Source organism: Pseudoalteromonas sp. NZS127_1, from assembly GCF_015864295.1.
In the GTDB taxonomy this organism is placed as follows: Bacteria; Pseudomonadota; Gammaproteobacteria; order Enterobacterales; family Alteromonadaceae; genus Pseudoalteromonas; species Pseudoalteromonas arctica.
The window spans coordinates 200,941-219,387 of the sequence record NZ_JADYXO010000002.1 but is presented as its reverse complement, the minus strand read 5'-3'; the positions used below and the strand labels follow the sequence as shown (position 1 = coordinate 219,387).

General features: G+C 38.0%; 18 protein-coding genes and 1 tRNA gene. 17 read left to right on the top strand and 2 right to left on the bottom strand.

The window, feature by feature from the left end; translation table 11 throughout:
- Window positions 1–204 precede the first annotated feature (204 nt).
- The 17 genes from rppH to I6F50_RS03950 all read left to right on the top strand — a co-directional run bounded on the left by rppH (window position 205) and on the right by I6F50_RS03950 (window position 16,600).
- Complete coding sequence (gene rppH, locus I6F50_RS04030; RefSeq protein WP_002958704.1) at window positions 205–723, top strand: RNA pyrophosphohydrolase; 519 nt, start codon at window positions 205–207, stop codon at window positions 721–723.
- Between the two features lie 30 nt (window positions 724–753).
- A complete protein-coding gene (ptsP, locus tag I6F50_RS04025; protein WP_165727554.1) occupies window positions 754–3,018 on the top strand; it encodes a phosphoenolpyruvate--protein phosphotransferase in 2,265 nt (754 codons plus the stop codon).
- 90 nt (window positions 3,019–3,108) lie between these two features.
- Window positions 3,109–3,918, top strand: a complete 810-nt coding sequence (locus I6F50_RS04020) for a sulfite exporter TauE/SafE family protein (protein ID WP_024589991.1) — start codon at window positions 3,109–3,111, stop codon at window positions 3,916–3,918.
- 13 nt (window positions 3,919–3,931) lie between these two features.
- Window positions 3,932–4,735 (top strand): prolipoprotein diacylglyceryl transferase, encoded by an 804-nt coding sequence (gene lgt / locus I6F50_RS04015; protein ID WP_007583122.1) that lies wholly within the window; start codon window positions 3,932–3,934, stop codon window positions 4,733–4,735.
- A 10-nt stretch (window positions 4,736–4,745) separates the two neighbouring features.
- Window positions 4,746–5,597: a thymidylate synthase gene (locus I6F50_RS04010; RefSeq protein WP_197175358.1), complete on the top strand. Its 852-nt coding sequence runs from the start codon at window positions 4,746–4,748 to the stop codon at window positions 5,595–5,597.
- 23 nt (window positions 5,598–5,620) lie between these two features.
- The gene (galU, locus tag I6F50_RS04005) at window positions 5,621–6,499 is read left to right on the top strand and encodes a UTP--glucose-1-phosphate uridylyltransferase GalU (protein WP_007583126.1); all 879 of its coding nucleotides are present in this window, start codon (window positions 5,621–5,623) and stop codon (window positions 6,497–6,499) included.
- A gap of 703 nt (window positions 6,500–7,202) precedes the next feature.
- Entirely contained in the window at window positions 7,203–7,886 is a 684-nt protein-coding gene (locus tag I6F50_RS04000) for an SPOR domain-containing protein (RefSeq protein WP_197175354.1), read from the top strand.
- A gap of 370 nt (window positions 7,887–8,256) precedes the next feature.
- A complete protein-coding gene (locus I6F50_RS03995; RefSeq protein WP_165740785.1) occupies window positions 8,257–8,811 on the top strand; it encodes an SPOR domain-containing protein in 555 nt (184 codons plus the stop codon).
- Between the two features lie 115 nt (window positions 8,812–8,926).
- Window positions 8,927–9,529, top strand: a complete 603-nt coding sequence (locus I6F50_RS03990) for a DUF4402 domain-containing protein (RefSeq protein WP_024589986.1) — start codon at window positions 8,927–8,929, stop codon at window positions 9,527–9,529.
- Window positions 9,530–9,532: 3 nt separating this feature from the next.
- Complete coding sequence (locus I6F50_RS03985; RefSeq protein WP_024589985.1) at window positions 9,533–10,015, top strand: DUF4402 domain-containing protein; 483 nt, start codon at window positions 9,533–9,535, stop codon at window positions 10,013–10,015.
- Between the two features lie 9 nt (window positions 10,016–10,024).
- Window positions 10,025–10,855: a molecular chaperone gene (locus I6F50_RS03980; RefSeq protein ID WP_165740786.1), complete on the top strand. Its 831-nt coding sequence runs from the start codon at window positions 10,025–10,027 to the stop codon at window positions 10,853–10,855.
- A 67-nt stretch (window positions 10,856–10,922) separates the two neighbouring features.
- Complete coding sequence (locus I6F50_RS03975) at window positions 10,923–13,781, top strand: hypothetical protein (protein ID WP_197175352.1); 2,859 nt, start codon at window positions 10,923–10,925, stop codon at window positions 13,779–13,781.
- Between the two features lie 10 nt (window positions 13,782–13,791).
- Window positions 13,792–14,421 carry an SPOR domain-containing protein gene (locus tag I6F50_RS03970; protein WP_197160393.1) on the top strand — a complete coding sequence of 210 codons (630 nt, stop codon included), beginning with the start codon at window positions 13,792–13,794 and terminating at the stop codon, window positions 14,419–14,421.
- A gap of 56 nt (window positions 14,422–14,477) precedes the next feature.
- Complete coding sequence (locus I6F50_RS03965; RefSeq protein ID WP_007583140.1) at window positions 14,478–15,071, top strand: FlgO family outer membrane protein; 594 nt, start codon at window positions 14,478–14,480, stop codon at window positions 15,069–15,071.
- A 13-nt stretch (window positions 15,072–15,084) separates the two neighbouring features.
- On the top strand, window positions 15,085–15,777 hold the full coding sequence (locus tag I6F50_RS03960) for a FlgO family outer membrane protein (RefSeq protein WP_197175350.1): 693 nt from the start codon (window positions 15,085–15,087) through the stop codon (window positions 15,775–15,777).
- Between the two features lie 7 nt (window positions 15,778–15,784).
- Window positions 15,785–16,453, top strand: coding sequence for a FlgO family outer membrane protein (locus I6F50_RS03955; protein ID WP_197175349.1), 669 nt, complete (start codon window positions 15,785–15,787; stop codon window positions 16,451–16,453).
- Between the two features lie 72 nt (window positions 16,454–16,525).
- Window positions 16,526–16,600, top strand: a tRNA-Arg gene (locus tag I6F50_RS03950).
- 77 nt (window positions 16,601–16,677) lie between these two features.
- Here the strand turns inward: I6F50_RS03950 and I6F50_RS03945 are convergent.
- A complete protein-coding gene (locus I6F50_RS03945; protein WP_197175347.1) occupies window positions 16,678–17,271 on the bottom strand; it encodes a DUF4303 domain-containing protein in 594 nt (197 codons plus the stop codon).
- Window positions 17,272–17,387: 116 nt separating this feature from the next.
- Window positions 17,388–18,320: an exopolyphosphatase gene (locus I6F50_RS03940; protein WP_197175345.1), complete on the bottom strand. Its 933-nt coding sequence runs from the start codon at window positions 18,318–18,320 to the stop codon at window positions 17,388–17,390.
- Window positions 18,321–18,447: the final 127 nt, after the last annotated feature.

The window sequence follows — 18,447 nt, the reverse complement described above, 5'->3', positions numbered from 1 at the left end:
ACAAACTGTGAGTAACTAGAGGAAAACAAGAACCGCAATAGCCTTGTTAAGTTATTTTCCAAATATTTACCCACTCTCCATAATTTATCAATGTACTAAAAGCTCAAACTTAGCTTACTAATCGGGTTGGGTATAATAGTATTTGCCGTATTGCGGCTAATGTGGAACAATCATTAAAAATCGACTTACAAATGAGGCACTAAGGTGATTGATGCCGAAGGTTTTCGTGCCAATGTCGGAATTGTGATTTGCAATAATCAGGGACAGGTTTTTTGGGCCAGACGTTATGGTCAACACTCTTGGCAATTTCCCCAAGGTGGTGTTGATGATGGCGAAACTGCAGAACAAACCATGTACCGTGAATTACACGAAGAAGTAGGGTTGCGACCAGAAGATGTAGAAATAGTCGCAAGCTCAAAACATTGGTTACGCTATAAATTACCCAAACGATTAATCCGCCGAGACTCTAGTCCGGTGTGTATTGGGCAAAAACAAAAATGGTTTTTACTAAAATTACGCTGTAAAGACGAAGATGTAAATTTACTTAAAACCCATCATCCTGAATTTGATGATTGGCGCTGGGTAAGTTATTGGTATCCTGTAAGACAGGTTGTATCGTTTAAACGGGATGTTTATCGACGTGTAATGAAAGAGTTTGCTCCTTTCGCCATGCCTTTTAATAAGAGAGAACAACATAAAGATCATTGGCGAAGTAAAAGGTAGTTAATTCAGAATAAAATAAAGGAGCAGGACATGCTGGCTACACTGAGATCTATTGCGGAGTCTGTATCGCGACAAGCGAATTTAGACAGCGCATTAGTGTGCTTTGTGCAAATGGTTAAAGATGCCATGAAAACCCAGTGCTGCTCCATTTATTTTGCAGATTACAGCCAGGACAATTTTGTACTTATGGCAACCGAAGGGCTAAACCCCGATGCGGTAGGTAAGTTTAGAATTGGTTTTACCGAAGGTTTAGTTGGCCTAGTAGCGCAACGTGAAGAACCTATTAATATTGCATTTGCTAAATCGCATCCTCGTTTTAAGCTCTCCCCCGAAGTAAATGAAGAAGGCTACAACGCTTTTTTATCTGTACCCGTTGTTCATCAAAAAAAAGTACTGGGCGTTATTGTTGTCCAACAAAAGATGGCACGTGTATTTAGCCAAGACGAAGAGTCGTTTTTAATAACGCTTTCTGCCCAACTTGCGTCACAGTTAGCGCATGCTGAAATTAAAGAAATACTACGCCAAGATGAATCATCTCATCAAACGTCTGTTTTAAAAGGTGTATCGAGCGCGCCAGGAATAGGTATAGGACAAGCATTTGTTGTATTACCAAAACTTGATTTTAAATCTATTGAGCTTTTAAAAGACAGTGACGTCACTGAGCAGCGTCGTTTGTTTACTCAAGCTGTAGCTGCAACGCGCAAAGAATTTAATACCCTATCGATGACGCTAAGCGATTCTATTCCGCACGAAGCTCTTGCGGTATTTGATGTGTATCAACAACTGCTTGATGCTAAAAGTTTAGGGCATAATGTTGAAATGCAATTACAAGAAGGGTGGTGTGCTAAAAGCGCCCTAAAAATTGTAATAGAGCGTTTAATATCTCAATTTAATGCCATGCAAGACCCTTATATAAAAGAGCGTGCTATTGACGTTAAAGACATTGGTCTTCGCGTATTACACCACCTTGTAAATACCGAGCACGCTGTTAAAAATTATCCGGCCAACACTATTTTAATTGCTAATACCTTAACACCCGCCATGCTTGCTGAAGTGCCAAAAGGTCATTTAATAGGCGTTGTAAGCGTAAATGGCTCTGCAAATAGCCATGCTTCTATATTAACGCGTGCGATGGGCATTCCTGCCATTTGGGGTATAGAGGATTTACCTCTACTGCAGTTTAATGGCAAACCGATGATTTTAGATGCATTTGCTGGGCGTTTATATATATCGCCTTCACAAATGCTGATGGACGAATACACAGAGTTACAGCATCAAGATAACCTACTTAATAACCGCTTTTTAGCTGAGCAAGACTCAGAATCAATTACGCTTGACGGTGAACATGTTAGCTTATTATTAAACGCAGGCCTTGAGCTTAATACTGAGCAAAGTAGCGCTCATATTTGTGACGGTGTGGGGCTTTATCGAACCGAAGCGTGGTTTATGCAAAAGGGTCAGTTTCCTTCGCAATCAGAGCAAGAAAATTGGTACCGAGAAGTACTAACTAGCTATCATCCTAATCCTGTGGTTATGCGTACATTGGATATTGGGGGCGATAAGGTACTTGATTACTTTAATATTACCGAAGAAAACCCATTTTTAGGTTGGCGTGGTATTCGTATAAGCCTTGATCATCCAGAGTTATTTTTAGATCAACTAAAAGCGATGCTTAAAGCAAATATTGGTTTGGGTAATTTAAAAATAATGCTCCCTATGATCAGTGGCACTGAAGAAGTTGATGAGTCACTTGCGTTATTTGAACAGGCTTATTTTGAGTTAAGTGAAAAATACCCAGAGCAAACCATAGAAAGACCCGACATAGGAATAATGCTGGAAGTACCTTCAAGTGTATTTATGCTTCCAGAGTGGTCAAAAAAAGTTGATTTTTGCTCAGTAGGCAGTAACGATTTAACACAGTATTTATTAGCAGTAGACAGGGCTAACGCACGTGTAGCCGAACTTTTTAACCCTTATCACCCAGGTGTACTAAGAGTACTAAATAAAGTGGCGCACGAATGTGAGCAATATGAACTGCCATTTAGTTTGTGTGGTGAACTAGGCGGCGATCCTGAAGGAGCTATTTTACTTATTGCCATGGGGTACAGACGCCTGAGTATGAATTTATCATCGCTTAATAAAGTGAAGTGGGTACTTAGGCGTTTAAATGTCAGTGACATGGAACAACTACTAAGTGAATGTTTAGCGCAATCCACAGCCAAACAAGTACTACGTTTAACGCGAAGCTTTATGCTAGAGCATAAATTAGGTGATTTGTTTTACACCCCAAAATAAGCTTGTACACCTAATTAATTGCAATACACAGATGCTATTAGTTTTATAATCCTTTAATATATAAACCTTAAAAGGGTATTTGAGATTACTATGTATGACTTAGGTTTGTTAGTCGCAAGCTGCGCACTACTAGGCTGTATTGTTGGGTTTTTAGCTGGGTTACTAGGCATTGGCGGCGGTTTAATTATCGTTCCAGTACTAAGCACTCTGCTACTCTCATTTAATGTAACGTCGGCTGATCATGTATTAGTAATTGCTATTGCAACCTCACTCGCTTCTATTTTATTTACTTCAACGTCTTCAGCGCTGGCTCATCATAAAAATGATAATGTGCCTTGGGCAATCGCCCCGTGGGTTATGTCGGGTGTTGCTTTAGGTGCACTTATTAGTGGCTTTGCAGCAAGTTTAATCCCTGAACAAATATTACGTACAGTGTTTGCTATAAGTGTTGTATTTATTGCAGCAAGAATGGTGCTCTCCGCGCGTAATAAACCGATGTCAGAAAAACCGTTGCCGGCTGGTCCTATTTTAGGGGGCGTTTCTGCAATAATGGGCGGGTTATCAGGTTTAATAGGGATTGGCGGCGGAGCTTTAATAGTACCGATGCTTAATTATTTTTCGGTTGATATAAAAAAAGCAATTGGCTGCGCGGCAGCGTGCGGAATTGTTATTGCATTATTTGGCTCTATTGGTTACATCAGCGCAGGCTGGCATGTTACCGATTTAGAGCATGGTTTTGCCGGGTTTGTTTATTTACCTGCATTATTTGGGATTGTTATTACCTCGTGGTTTGTTGCGCCCATTGGCGCCAAAGCAACTCACTATTTACCTGTTAATACAATTAAGAAAGTTTTCGCGGTACTGCTTGTAGTTATCGCAATTAAAATGGTTTTTAGCTAAAGGTTTATTTTTTATGGCACTTGAGTTTCCTCAAATTGATCCAATTATTTTTTCTGTTGGACCGCTAAGCGTACGTTGGTATGGCTTAATGTACTTAATAGGTTTTGCATTTGCGATGTGGTTTGCTAATCGTCAAGCGTCAAAGCCAAATTCGGGTTGGACTAAAGACCAAGTAAGCGATTTACTGTTTTACGGCATGTTAGGGGTAATACTAGGTGGGCGTATTGGCTACGTATTGTTTTACCAGTTTAGTTATTTTATAGAAAACCCACTGTATTTATTTAGGATAGATCAGGGCGGTATGTCGTTCCATGGTGGAACACTTGGCGTTATAACCGCCGTCGCAATTTTTTCGTGGACGCGTAAAAAGTCACTGCTTCAAGTAGGCGACTTTGTTGCACCACTTGTTCCTGTAGGGCTTTTAGCAGGGCGTATTGGTAACTTTATAAACGGTGAGTTATGGGGCCGAGTTACTGACGTGCCATGGGCAATGGTATTTCCAACGGGCGGTCCGCTTGCGCGTCACCCATCGCAGTTATACGAAGCATTTTTTGAAGGCTTAGTGCTGTTTTTAATCCTGCAATGGTTTATTAAAAAACCACGTCCAGCAGGCAGCGTAGCCGGTGTATTTTTATTAGGTTACGGCGTGTTTAGATTCTGTATTGAATATTTCCGTCAACCCGATGCACAACTCGGTTTATTTGCCGACTTTATTTCAATGGGACAAATATTGTCACTTCCTATGATAGTGGGTGGTTTAGGTTTATTAATTTGGGCATATAAGCAACCACAACACGTTAAAACAGCTAAGGCATAATAAGAAAAGCATGAAACAATATTTAAAATTATGTCAGCGTATTGTTGACGAAGGTCAGTGGGTCGAAAACAAACGTACAGGTACGCGTTGTTTAACCGTTATTAATGCCGATTTAGAATACGATGTGGCTAATAATAAGTTTCCAATGATCACTACGCGCAAAAGTTACTACAAAGCAGCGATTGCTGAGTTACTAGGATATTTACGCGGGTACGACAGCGCTGAGCAGTTTCGTGAAATTGGCTGTAAAACATGGGATGCTAACGCAAACGATAACAATGCATGGCTTAATAATCCTCACCGTAAAGGCGAGGACGATATGGGCCGTGTTTATGGCGTACAAGGCCGTGGTTGGCAACGTCCAGATGGCTCAACGCTTGATCAGCTTTCCAAAGTTATTAATAACTTAAAAGATGGCATTGATGACCGTGGTGAAATAATCACGTTTTATAATCCAGGTGAGTTTGAGCTTGGTTGTTTGCGGCCGTGTATGCATACGCACACTTTTTCGCTACTTGGCGATACGCTATATTTAACGTCATACCAGCGAAGCTGTGATGTACCGCTCGGCCTTAATTTCAATCAAATTCAGTGTTTTGTGTTGCTTGCGTTAGTGGCTCAAATTACCGGCCACAAAGCGGGTAAGGCGTATCATAAAATTGCTAATGCACACATTTACGAAAACCAACTTGAACTGATGCGAGACGTGCAGTTAACGCGTGAGCCATTTGAATCACCTCAGTTAAAAATTAATCCAAAAATTAAATCATTAGAAGACATAGAAACGTGGGTAACACGAGACGACTTTGAAGTAATAGGCTATCAATGCCATGAAGCGATTCAATATCCATTTTCAGTATAATAAAAGATTAAGGAAAACATAAAATGAAAGCAGTGATCCCAGTAGCGGGCCTTGGTACTCGTATGTTACCAGCCACTAAAGCAATTCCTAAAGAAATGCTTCCAGTGGTAGACCGTCCTTTAATTCAATATGTAGTAAACGAAGCCGTTGCTGCAGGAATTAAAGAAATAGTGTTAGTAACGCACTCAAGTAAAAATTCAATCGAAAATCACTTCGATACAAGTTTTGAACTAGAAGCTACTTTAGAAAAGCGTGTTAAGCGGCAACTACTTGCCGAAGTGCAAGCAATCTGCCCTAAAGACGTAACCATTATTCACGTACGCCAAGGTGAAGCAAAAGGCTTAGGCCATGCTATTAGTTGTGCAGCGCCTATTATTGGTAACGAACCGTTTGTAGTTATTTTACCAGATGTAATTATTGATGATGTAGAGAGCGATCTTAAAAAAGATAACTTAGCAGAAATGATCGCTAATTTTGAGAAAACCAAGCACAGCCAAATTATGGTAGAACCAGTACCAATGGCACAAGTGAACCAGTTTGGTGTGGTTGATTTAGGTGATGTTGACTTAAAGCAAGGTGAAAGCTCGCCAATTCTTAATATGGTAGAAAAGCCGCCAGTAGATGAAGCTCCATCAAACTTAGCTGTAGTGGGTCGATACGTATTAAGCGAAAATATCTGGCCGTTACTTGCAAAAACTCCGCAAGGTGCAGGCGACGAAATTCAATTAACTGACGCAATTGCGATGTTAATGGAACACGAAAAAGTAGATGCATACGCTATAAAAGGCCGTAGCCACGATTGTGGAAGTAAAATTGGTTACTTAAAAGCAACGATTGAATTTGCACTTCGTCGCGACGAATTTGCCGATGAATTAAAATCATTTATCAAAAAACTGATTTAACAGTTAACGTAAAACATGAAAGGCGCCTATATCGGCGCCTTTTTTTATGAGTTTTATCAGGGCCTGTTTATCTTTCGAGGTTAAATTTGCAGCAGGCTGTTTGGTATTTAAGCAAGGCAGAGCCTATGTAGTGTGGTTATTCCCCATAAATAGGCGATAACGTAGCATAAATGCCAAACATGCGCTGCCCGAAGGGTTCTGCCTCGGGGCAATTTACTCTTTGTTGCCTACATGGATGTAGGTAAGGGGCGTGAGCAGGACGCGGAAGCTTTACTCGGTTTTTACTTATTCTTACATGGATGTAAGCCAGTAGAATAACGCAGGAGCAGTTATCGAGCCCACTAGGTTACAAACCTCGCGCCGCGATTAAATGGCCCCTAGATTGAACAAATTTTAATCCTGAAAGGTCAACAGGCCTTAGAATAAAATAAGAAAAGGAATAGCTCTAAAATAAAATTTTTTAAGTCATTACAGACATATTGTTATTTATGTTGTAAAGTTTGTGTTAATTGGCATTGAATTTGTATTAAATAATGCTCTCAAGGAAGGGATGGAGTATGCAACGTTGTGTTTTACGAAATACTGACAAGCATGCGAAGAGCTAAGTTTTATAGCTCACAGCTTAAATAAAGTTAAACGCTTTCTTGTGAGAATGTTTAACTGAAATGTAGTGTAAAAACACTGCTTTCAGGACAACTAATACATGTTTATATATAAAAAAAATAACATTGGGCTTTTACTTAGCTTGCTAATGCTTTTATTTGGTACAGCATGCAGCGTCTGGCCTGAAATAAAAACCATTGATGAACAACCTCAAAGTAACTCGCCTGACTACGTATCAATTACAGCCCTTGAACTTGCACAGCTAAAAGATGCCGCAATGCAGTGGCAACAAGCTCGTGAAGGCATAGAGCGAATTTTAAGATTAGAAAAAGAAATAACTTACCTCGTAAATCATATCGATATTATAAACAGTAAAGCTATTGCACAGTCTAATCAAGGGTATAGCAGCAAGTCTGTACGCTCACCACGTAACACACGCAATGTTAAGTCACGCCAACAAGTTAAACAAAATTACAGTAATAAAAAACAAACTGTAAAATTAAATAAACCTAAACATGTATTTGCTTTACAGGTAGCTTCGGTTGACTCAGAGCAAGGTGTGGCTAAAGCATGGCAAGAGCTAAATACTAAAGCAGCACCGTTGTTTAGAGACAAAATATTGACTAACGTAGAAACCGCCAAAATAAACGACAAAATGTTTTACAGGCTAAAACTTGGCTCTTACCAAAACTTTAAAAATGCAAAAGCAGACTGTGACGTATTCAAGTTATATAAACTCGATTGCATAGTAAGTAACTACACTGATAAGCCAGTAAAGCTTTAGCTCACAGTATGTAATATCAATCTGCAATAATACCTAATCAATTTGAAGGATTAGACCTGATGCTAACTTCGCTAATAATTTTTGATATACGACTGCATGAATGCAGGAGGTAGGGCAATGCAGCAGCAATTAGTGATACCAACTAAATGATGAAATTTTGCCTTGTTATCGATATGGCTTTTCTTACTTCAAGATAGACTACTTAATTAAAAAGTTGCTATAAAGTGGCGCAAAATTTGCTTTGATTTATTATCTTGGTTAGTAGAGTGCTTTTGCAATGCGGTATTTTAAGTCTTGTCATTTAATATCAGTTTTATTCTTATCTTTTTATTTATATGGATGTAGCAGCGCAACTGTAAATAACGAGAGCGTGCAGCATTCTTTAATTACTGATAAACAACTAAAAGAGTATGTTTCGCAGTGGCACTTACAGCAAGAAAGCATTGGTCGTTTAACTGCTATGGAAGATGATTTACAGCTGTTAATTATGGCGTTATCGTCTCGAAGTGAATTAACTGAAAACCCTCCTTTACTCATGCAAAATAAAACCGATATCACCTATGGTAATCAGCCTTCACAGAATTTGGAACCGACGGCACTAAATAACACTCCCGAAGTAAAAACACCAAACTTACAAAATTCAGAACTCACCTTAACAGATGAAACTAAAATTGGAGCACAGCTTGGTTGGTATTTAAAGCCAGAGCTTGTTAAAGCAAGAGTCGAAAGGCTTAAGCAATTATACCCCAGTGCATTTACTCAATTTAATTTTACTATGTTTGAACGTAAAAATAATAATATGACTTTGTATGGATTACGTGTAGGTCCATTTAAAAACGATGCTCAAGTAAGTGCGTTTTGTTATTTAGCTAATCAGCTTGATCAAGCATGTAATATTGCTGCTTTTGTCGGAAAGCCAATATAATTAATAAATTAGGCCTTTTAAACTTATATAGTATTAAAGTATTTGTACTAATAGTCGATACTAACTATAGTTGGGCAAATATTTGATAAAGCCCATTTTCTTATAAGGATTTAGCATGAAGTTTTATTTATCTGCATTAGCTGTAGCCACCGTGGTCAGCTCGTTTAGCACTTATGCTGCTACAGAGTCATTTGAAGCGAAAGTAACGGTACAAAATGCTGTAGTACTCACAAAAGATAACGATTTAAATTTTGGTACTATTCGTGCTATTTCAGATCCTACAGGCAATCTGCAAGCTACGCTTACAATTAATCCTGATCCTGATGCAACTAATGTTACCTCGCAAGACGACGCTGCTGGTAATGTGGCAACTATATCAATAATTGAAGGTGGTGAAGCGGGTGCTTTTAGTGTGTCAGATGTAGTACCAAATTCTATTTTAACCATTAGCGACCCAGTAAATACTTTAGTACAACCTTTAGCTGGTCAAGGGTTAAATGAACCTGATTTTACTGTAGGTACTTGGACTTACTTTATAACGAGCGGTACTAATGCTGGTGGATTATATACAAGTGCTACGCCCAACCTACAAGCTGGCGTTGATGGCGCTGTATCATTTAATATAGGCGCGACTCTTTCTACTTCATCAAACGCATCAAGTGTGGATTACCCTGATGGTGAGTATTCTGGTAGCTTTAATATTGAAGTGTCATATTAATTAGTGTTTAAACAAACAATGCGCTTTTTGTATGTTTCTGCTTGGCTTTCGTTAATGTTTAGCGAGCAAGCCTATAGCGCAAGCATACAACAAGAAGCGCTTAATTTTGGCACTTTAGTTATCCCTCAAAATAATACTTTAAGCTCTATAACCATTAGCCATGAAGGTGAAACAACCACATTTGGTAATATTTACGTATTAACTGAGGGGAATCCCGCAGAACTTTTATTTACCGATTTACCTCCCCTTACTCAAATATCGTTTAACAAAACGAGTGACTCTACATTGCAAAGTGAAGCGCTAGGAGCTAATAGTGCCAAGTTTTCGGTTGTATTAGTGGATTTACCAAGAACGCAAACTAGCGATGAGTTTGGAGAGCTTTTACTCAAAGTAGGTGGCCGTTTAATAACGACAGGGACTAGCCAAAGTTACTTAGATGGTAGTTTTATTACTGACACCCAATTAGAAATTACGATTGATTACTAAAGGAAAAACATGCTTTATAAAGTTGTAGTGCTGCTCGCACTGAGTGTATGTATTTTAGGAAAAAATGCATACGCAAATTTACTTATCTCTCCAACCCGTATTAGTTTTGATGAACGTCAACGAACCGCTAAAGTTACCGTAATTAATGCGGGTGATGAATATCAAACATATCGTGTTTTATGGAGTGAGAAGCAAGCGCAACCTAGCGGTGGCTACATACAGTTGGCAGAGGCTACAAGCGAAAGTTTAAGTTCAATGGCACGTTTGTCACCAAAACAAATGCGTTTAGCACCTGGTGAAAAACAAACAGTAAAAATAGCAATACGTAAACCTAAAGGCCTAGCTTCTGGTGAGTACCGCTCTCATCTTCTATTTCAAGCATTGCCTGGTGAAAATACTAATAAAACAAGCTCAATAAAAGTTAATATGATTATGAGCTACAGTATACCTATTTTGTTACGTAAAGACATTAAACAGCCAGTAGTTGCCATAGAACAAGCTAAGCTAGTGCTAAATGAAAGCAATCAACGTCCTCAGTTTTTATTGAATATAAAACGAGAAGGTAAGTTTAGTAGCTACGGTAAATTAAGTGCTTACTTTGTTGATAGTAATAACGAGCAAGTTAAAATTGCAGAAATTGGTAATTTAAGTATTTATCCAGAAGTAGATAATGCGTTTGTAACCCTTAGTTTATTTAGTGACAAAAATTTAGATAAAGCAGGAAAAGTCATTTTTAAATATGAAGGCAGTCAAGAATATAAAGACCTTACATTTGCACAATACACTCTGCCTTTAACCTCACAATCACTTAATGTTTTAACAGTGAATGACGCTAAATAATTTATTGTATGCACTATTACTAAGCATAAGTAGTTTGCTTAGTAATAGTGTAATAGCTAATCCTTCCGTGGAGGATGCTTTAACAACACTACGCGCAATTGAACTAAAGCTAACTAAGCCCGTTGAAGTAATTGATTATAAAAACAAAGAAAATCAGCAACAGCGAATCGCCACAGGCGAGTTATTAATACTTTCGCTTTATTTAAACTCATACTACTTAGGTGAAGTTGCAGCAATTAAAAGCGAGCAAAGTGTACAAGTTAGTTTAAGCGACTTATTTGATATTCTACAATTTGCAATGAATGTTGATGCTAGCAATCGAATTGCTCAAGGTGTTGGAGCAAATCAACAACCTCTTTTTCTAAATGCAGCGGTTACACCCGCTGTATTTACTAGTCCTACACAGAGCTACTTATTAGCAAAAAATCAAATTACCATTGAAGATGATATTTATGTAGATATTCAAAGTTTACATAATGCTTTAAATCTAGAGTTTAATATTGATTACCCAGATTTAGAATTACTTATAAGCTCAGATAGCCCCTTACCGGTTGAACAACAAAGATACAGACAGTCGCGCAACCTTAAATCACCTAACAAAAGATCGCCACCTACGCTGCCATGGAAAGCTAGCCCATATAAAGCGCTATCTTCTCCGGTTGCCGACTTACAACTAAATTTTACCGCGAGCGATGATAGACATTCTACGAACTATTCACTTTTAGGCACTCAAGACTTTGCGTATTTATCTGCAGAGTATTTTTTGTCTGGACGAAGTACTGACTTACTTACCAACTCTAGGTTAACGTTTACAAAGCAAAACTTAGACAAAGAAATAAAAAACAGCTTCATGCCTACTGAAATATCTTTTGGTGATGTTATCGCCACGCAAGTTGGCAATAGCTACAGTAGTCAGTATGCCCGAGGTGTTAAAGTTTCTAATAATGTAACCAATAGAAAAATAGTCAATAATCAAATTAACTTAAGCGGTGCTATACAGCCAGGTTGGGATGTAGAGCTGTATCGTAATGAAATATTAATAGACCAGCAGCTTAGCCTCGCAGATGGGCGTTATATTTTTGATAATATAAACCTATTATTCGGAGCTAATAATTTTGAGCTTATTTTTTATGGGCCTCAAGGTCAAGTTGAGCGTAAAAGTGATTATTACTTTGTGGACGGAAATCAACTTAAGCAGGGACAAGGTAACTATGAATTGTCGGTTACTGAACAAGGCAAGCAATTACTAAATAACAATGTTTCAAGCTCGCAGGGGCAGGGTTGGCAAATTGCGGGTAGATATGAGCAAGGGCTTACAGATAATATATCTGTATACACTGCTACATCAGGTCAAAAAAACACAGATGACGATTTACTTAAGTATGCATTTGGTACCAACATAAGCTTATTTGACCGATTATTATTAAATGCGAATGTTGAAAAAAATAATAACAATGAACAAGAATTTGAATTTACAGCCCGAACTCAAATTGCCGAACAATCACTACTTTTTAGCGCTACAAATCGTACAGACGAACAGCAGCAAGATTTTAACAGCTACCAAATAAATTTAGCTGGTGGGCTAATGAATAATACCTATGGACGCCTTTCTTATCAAAATAACATCCTATATGACGATAGTGATACTAGAGGGCGCTTTAAACAAGTACGCAACCAGTTCAACTACTCATACTCAGGATTTGCACTAAGTAACCAATTGCTGTGGCAACAAGACGATAGCTCTAAGAGTACTTTTGGAACAACACGTTTTCAAAAGCGCTTTGGGAGAACCTACACAAGGTTTGGTATAGATTATAGTATATCGCCAGTAAGTGAGCTTGTTAGTTACGAGGCTGAGTTTAGCCGCAACTTGGGCCGAGATTTACAAGCGGAACTTACTTTAACTGATTCACTTCGTAATAATATTCAATCGGCCGAATTAGGGCTCAATTGGCAAAGCGACAAGTTTAGTTTAACGAGTAACTTAAACTACAACAGTAACGATGATTGGCGGCTCGGCATTTATAGCCGTTTTAGCTTAGGTTTTGATGTTGAACATAATACATATTTTGTCTCTAAGCGCACCTTAACTAACACGGGTAGCTTAATGTTACGCGTATTTTTAGATCAAAATAATAACGGTATTATGGATGATGATGAGCACGGCGTTGCCGGCGTAAAAGTAAAAGGCGTTCACAATTATCGTCAAGCAATTACAGACGAACACGGCGTTGCGCTATTAACTTCAATGCCAGCAAATCGTACAACAGATATAATACTTGATAGAAATAGTTTTGAAGATCCGTTTTTAATACCAGCTAATGAGGGTTTTTCTATTACACCAAGGGCTGGTTTTGTAGAGTATATGGACTTCGCATTAAATAATGCCAGTGAAGTAGAGGGAGTTGTTTATCAACAAAAAGGTGATACAACACAGATCCAACCCTTTGCAAATATAGCGCTGTTGAATGAGAAAGGGGATCAAGTTGCACAAACTCAAGCAGCATATGATGGCTATTACTTATTTACAGACCTTAAACCGGGGCAGTATAAAGCAGTAATTGATGATGAATATAAACAACGCAAGCAGCTAAAAAACACTCAAAATATAACAGTTAATTTATCGCCTCAAGGAGATGGAGTAATGGGCGTTGATTTAACATTAAAGGCGCTCAGTGCAACAACTGGAAGCATTGCCAATGCAGGAAGTTTTAGTTCGTTAAATATCTTAAAAATTTATTACCGTTTAATAGCACCACGAATAGAGCAGCAAGAAGCTTTTTATATGCATGATAAAGCTAAAAATAAATTTATTTTAGCCTTAGCGTACGCAACAAACAGTTCGCCAGAGCTTATTTCTGTATGCGACTCAGTAAAAGCGCAAGGATTAAAGTGTGTTGTTGAAACACATAAAATACTCCATTAAAGGAATTAGGATGAAAAGAGTTCAATGTATATTTTTAATCAGTGCAATGTTGCTAAGTTATGGTTGTGCGAATAATAAAGCAATTGATGGTAGTGCTACTCAGACCAACGTAACTGACGAAAAAAGCTACGTAAAAATAACAAAGCAAGAACTTGAAACTTTAAAAATAAGCTCCCAGCAGTGGCAAAATATGAAGCCAGAACTTGCGCGTTTATTACTTATTGAAGACGACTTAAGCTTACTAATATCGCAACTCAATACAATTGCAAAAGAAAATGAGCAGAAAAATGCACCAGTAATAAAAGCAGAAATCGTTAATACCAACACAATTAATCGCTCCAATTTACAAGTAACAAAACCAGTTGATCCTAAATTTGCTTTACAAGTGCTTTCAATAACGCAAAAAGAACAACTCTCTTTAGCTTTTAGGCAACTTCAAAAAAAGCTTCCTAGCTTACTAGGCGATAATTTTGTGATGAATGTTGAAACAATAAATGTAAAAGGAGTTATGTATAACCGCTTAAAGCTAGGCGCATACATAGACAAAAAAAACGCTATGGGTGACTGTCAAAAATTAAAGAGCCAAAATATAAATTGTTTAGTTAGTTATTACGTAGATCAGCCCTTTACCGCACAATAGCTAAGTCGGCATACAAATTGCTTCATCCTCAGTATGTTTTGAAGAGGATGGCAATTATGCGCCTTTTACTGCCTTTATTATTTTTAAATTTAGCTGCTTGTAACTTGGTGCCGCCGCCAGAACCAAGTGTGCCTACAGATGCACCTAAAGCAGCCATGGCTCCTTTTACGGTTAATGACTATGTAGTTAATTTAACGTCGCAACTTAACCACCTAAACGGAGCATTAAATGCTAATGCACGTGTTGGCGTTAGTAGCTTCTTTTATGCAGATGCACTAGATACAAAATTAGTGACAGGGCAAGCCTCAGGCTTAAGTCAGCAGATCCAAGAAAGTCTGCTTACACAATTTACTCAACTGGGTTATCACACCGTTGAGTACAGACTTGGGAATAACCTCTCTTTATCAGAAAACTCAGACAGTATTTTAAGTCGCGATTTAAGTAAATTACGTAATCGCCAAAATATTGACTTAGTTATCACAGGAACAGTGACTCGTCAGCAGCATGCATACATAGTTAATGCACGACTTGTGAATATAGAAAATAAACAGGTGCTCTCTGCGGGAAGTACCGAGATCCCAATTAATGTAATGTGGGGCAATGAGAAAATTCAGCAGCGTGACGGACTTTTATACCGAAGCGAATACTAATTTGGAGCACAAAATGAAAAACCTATTAATTACATTATGCTTACCACTGGGCTTTGGTTGCTCTCAAATACTAGGCACAATGAATACAGACACCGCAACACCACAAAGTGAGCAAAGCAACCAACTGGTGAGTAACCAACGCGACGTTGCAGCGCCTGTTTCTGACGATAACTTATTTCAGTCAGGAATGGCTCCACAAGATAACTACACAAAAGCAACACCGCCAATGCGCAAAAATATTAACCATTATGTGCGCGGCATAATGCAAGACATGGTTGAAAACTTACAGTACGTAAGTGAACAAACACCGTTAGCTGTTTCTAGTTTTGTTTTTTTAGATGAAGACTACAATGATGGTAGCTTACTAGGGAACCAAATTGCAGAAAGCTTCATGCATGAATTACACAGCTTTGGTGTACCCGTTATTGACTTTAAAACAACTGATTATATGCGTGTTACCCCAACAGGCGACTTTGTATTTAGTCGCGACTATTTAGAGCTAAATCAAGATCAAAACTTTAAATATGTACTAGCCGGTACGCTTGTAAACCATCAAGGTGGTGTACTTGTCAATGCACGTATTGTTGGGCTAGAAAGTAAGGCCGTAGTAGGTTCTGCACAAGGGTTTATTCCACAGTCGGTTGTTGATGCGCTTAATAGTAGCTATCGCACTGATGGCATAATGTTAAAACAAGCAAGCAAGTGAGATAATTATGTATAGTAAATTATTTAACCGCTTTATCGTTTTTTTTGCTTTAGCTAACTTAACTGGTTGTGCCTTTACTCAAAATAGTGAAAGTGCTGAAATGAATGCATCTTCAACCACACAAGTAAATTATGACCTAGCAAGCATGCTTAAAACAGCCGAGCAACAATCAACTCAAGATGATGTTAACGGCAATCAATTTACACCACTTAAGCACCATAAAACACTTGCTAACTATGTAGAACAAATGGCACTAGATTTGGTTGATACGCTTGAGTTTGAAAGTGATACCGACGCCAATATTAATATTGCTGTTACTACCTTGGTCGATCTTGATTCATCGCTTACTAAAAGCAATCAATTGGGTAATCAAATATCTGAGACGTTAATTCATCAGTTACAAAAGTTTGGTTATGGCGTGGTTGATTTTAAAACAACCCAAACAATAGATGTAAATAGCCGTGGTGATTTTGCTTTTTCGCGCGATATTGAAAAGCTTAGCGAAGATCAAATGGCGAGCCATGTATTAGCGGGTACATTAATTTATCGCAGTGATGCTGTTGTTGTAAATACACGTGTAATTAACGCGCATACAAAAAAAATTGTCGCGAGTAGTCAAAAACTAATCCCAATTTATGTACTAAATAAAGAAGATATATACTTATCAAGCAATTAAGTTCAGTTGTCGCTTGATATAAAAAACCAGATGCCGTTATAATTCACACTTCTAAGCACACAGCTTATTTGTGGCCTCTTAGTTAAATGGATATAACGGCCCCCTCCTAAGGGGCAGTTGCAAGTTCGATTCTTGCAGGGGCTACCAATTAAATCAATGAGTTATATTTTAACCTCCCTCCCTTATACTTTGTGTATAGCGTATATGTAGTAGTGTTGCACTTTTTAATTGAAGGCGTTTAACACTTTTTGCTCACATTTTTCACGCTCTGTAATCATTGCTTCAAAGTCAGCTTGAATTTGCGTTAGAACGGCTGGTGGATTAAGTCGTTTGATTCTTTTAAATTGAATGCTTTCTTCTTCATCATAGGCGAGTATGGCTAAAGTGATTTTTTCGCGTTCAATACCATTTGAAAATAATCCTTCTGCATCTAATTGCATAAGTACTTTTTCCATTGCTGTAAGCCATTGGTGCCAATTATCCATCGCCTCTATATCTGATTGAAACAAATCAATGCTGTTTTCTAGTTTTTGGCATTCTAGCGTTGTTTCATCAAAGTATTCTGAATAATATTCAAGCGTCGGGTAGTCCTCAGGGTTCCATTTAGCCATGTAAAAGCTACTTACATCGTTGTTGTACTCTGTTTCAAATACTTCTTTTAAATCTGATAAAGTATTAAACATTGGCAGTAATGAGTAGCTACCTGTGTGGTAATAACCCATTACATAAAGATCGTTACCATATTTTTGAATGATGTCTTTAAATGCTTTTTTGGTATCTTGATAAAGTGTTTTTTCGAAGTTTTTAGTATCTAACATGAGGTCATTATTTCTTTTATGATTACAGAAATTTATATGAAAAAGAGAGTGATTAAAACTCACCCTGCAAAAAATAAAATAACCAGAGCTACTACTCTGGTTATTGTAAGTTAATATTAACCATCACTCGTAATTGTATTGATTAACTCACTCAGTACCGCTTCGGCCTTACTTGTTTCTACTTGGCAAGTACCGGCATTTAAGTGGCCACCACCATTATATTTTAAGCACAGCTCGCCAACATTGGTGTTCGAACTGCGGTTAGTGATAGATTTACCAACGGCATACACTACGTTTTGCTTTTTAAGGCCCCACATTTTATGAATCGAGATATTGCAGTCGGGGTACATTGCATAAATAACAAATCGATTTGTGGCGTAAATAGTTTCTTCTTGGGTTAAATCAAGGATCACTAAGTTTTTATGCACGGTAGCGCATTGAGAAATTTGCTCTTTTGCTTTTTCGTTATGCTCGTTATATAAAGCAACACGCTCGGCTACATCTTCCATTTTTAGAATGTCTTGTATGCTCTGATCTTTACACGCATCAATCAGTTTCATCATTAATTGGTAATTTGAAATTTTAAACTCGCGAAAACGGCCAAGTCCTGTACGCGCATCCATAATAAAGTTCATTAATACCCAATCGGTTGGGTTTAATATTTCGTCTTTTGAAAACTGAGCAGCATCGCCTTTATCTACCGCGTCCATCATTTCAACAGAAATATTTGGAAGTTTTTCAGCGCCGCCATAATAGTTATAAACTACGCGAGCAGCTGATGGGGCTTCTGGGTCAATAATATGATTTTTTATGTCGCTTGAGTTACGAACGGTTTCGCTAAGGTGATGATCAAATGCTATATGACAGCCTGCAACGTAGGGGAGGTTGGTCGTAATGTCATTTTCGGTAATGCCTATTTTGCCGTCTTGCATGTCTTTTGGATGAACAAATAAAATATCGTCAATTAGGTCTAAGTCTTTAAGCAATACGGCACACACTAAGCCATCAAAATCGCTGCGAGTGACTAGTCTAAATTTATTATTGGGCATAGCTATTCCATCTTTTTAATTGAATTATCAATTAAGTGTAACAGTTAAATTTTTTTTTGAGAGATCAGCTTAAAAAAATTATAAAAAAAGCCAAAACGTTAGTTTTGGCTTTTACTTAGCAAGTTTG

Bases quoted from the DNA above. Each gene is read 5' to 3' on its own strand.
- I6F50_RS03960 (WP_197175350.1), top strand. From the start codon at position 15,085: ATGAAAAACCTATTAATTACATTATGCTTACCACTGGGCTTTGGTTGC.
- galU (WP_007583126.1), top strand. From the start codon at position 5,621: ATGAAAGCAGTGATCCCAGTAGCGGGCCTTGGTACTCGTATGTTACCA.
- ptsP (WP_165727554.1), top strand. From the start codon at position 754: ATGCTGGCTACACTGAGATCTATTGCGGAGTCTGTATCGCGACAAGCG.
- I6F50_RS03980 (WP_165740786.1), top strand. From the start codon at position 10,025: ATGCTTTATAAAGTTGTAGTGCTGCTCGCACTGAGTGTATGTATTTTA.
- I6F50_RS03990 (WP_024589986.1), top strand. From the start codon at position 8,927: ATGAAGTTTTATTTATCTGCATTAGCTGTAGCCACCGTGGTCAGCTCG.
- I6F50_RS04010 (WP_197175358.1), top strand. From the start codon at position 4,746: ATGAAACAATATTTAAAATTATGTCAGCGTATTGTTGACGAAGGTCAG.
- I6F50_RS04020 (WP_024589991.1), top strand. From the start codon at position 3,109: ATGTATGACTTAGGTTTGTTAGTCGCAAGCTGCGCACTACTAGGCTGT.
- I6F50_RS03965 (WP_007583140.1), top strand. From the start codon at position 14,478: ATGCGCCTTTTACTGCCTTTATTATTTTTAAATTTAGCTGCTTGTAAC.
- I6F50_RS03940 (WP_197175345.1), bottom strand. From the start codon at position 18,320: ATGCCCAATAATAAATTTAGACTAGTCACTCGCAGCGATTTTGATGGC.
- I6F50_RS03945 (WP_197175347.1), bottom strand. From the start codon at position 17,271: ATGTTAGATACTAAAAACTTCGAAAAAACACTTTATCAAGATACCAAA.
- I6F50_RS04000 (WP_197175354.1), top strand. From the start codon at position 7,203: ATGTTTATATATAAAAAAAATAACATTGGGCTTTTACTTAGCTTGCTA.
- I6F50_RS03970 (WP_197160393.1), top strand. From the start codon at position 13,792: ATGAAAAGAGTTCAATGTATATTTTTAATCAGTGCAATGTTGCTAAGT.
- lgt (WP_007583122.1), top strand. From the start codon at position 3,932: ATGGCACTTGAGTTTCCTCAAATTGATCCAATTATTTTTTCTGTTGGA.
- I6F50_RS03955 (WP_197175349.1), top strand. From the start codon at position 15,785: ATGTATAGTAAATTATTTAACCGCTTTATCGTTTTTTTTGCTTTAGCT.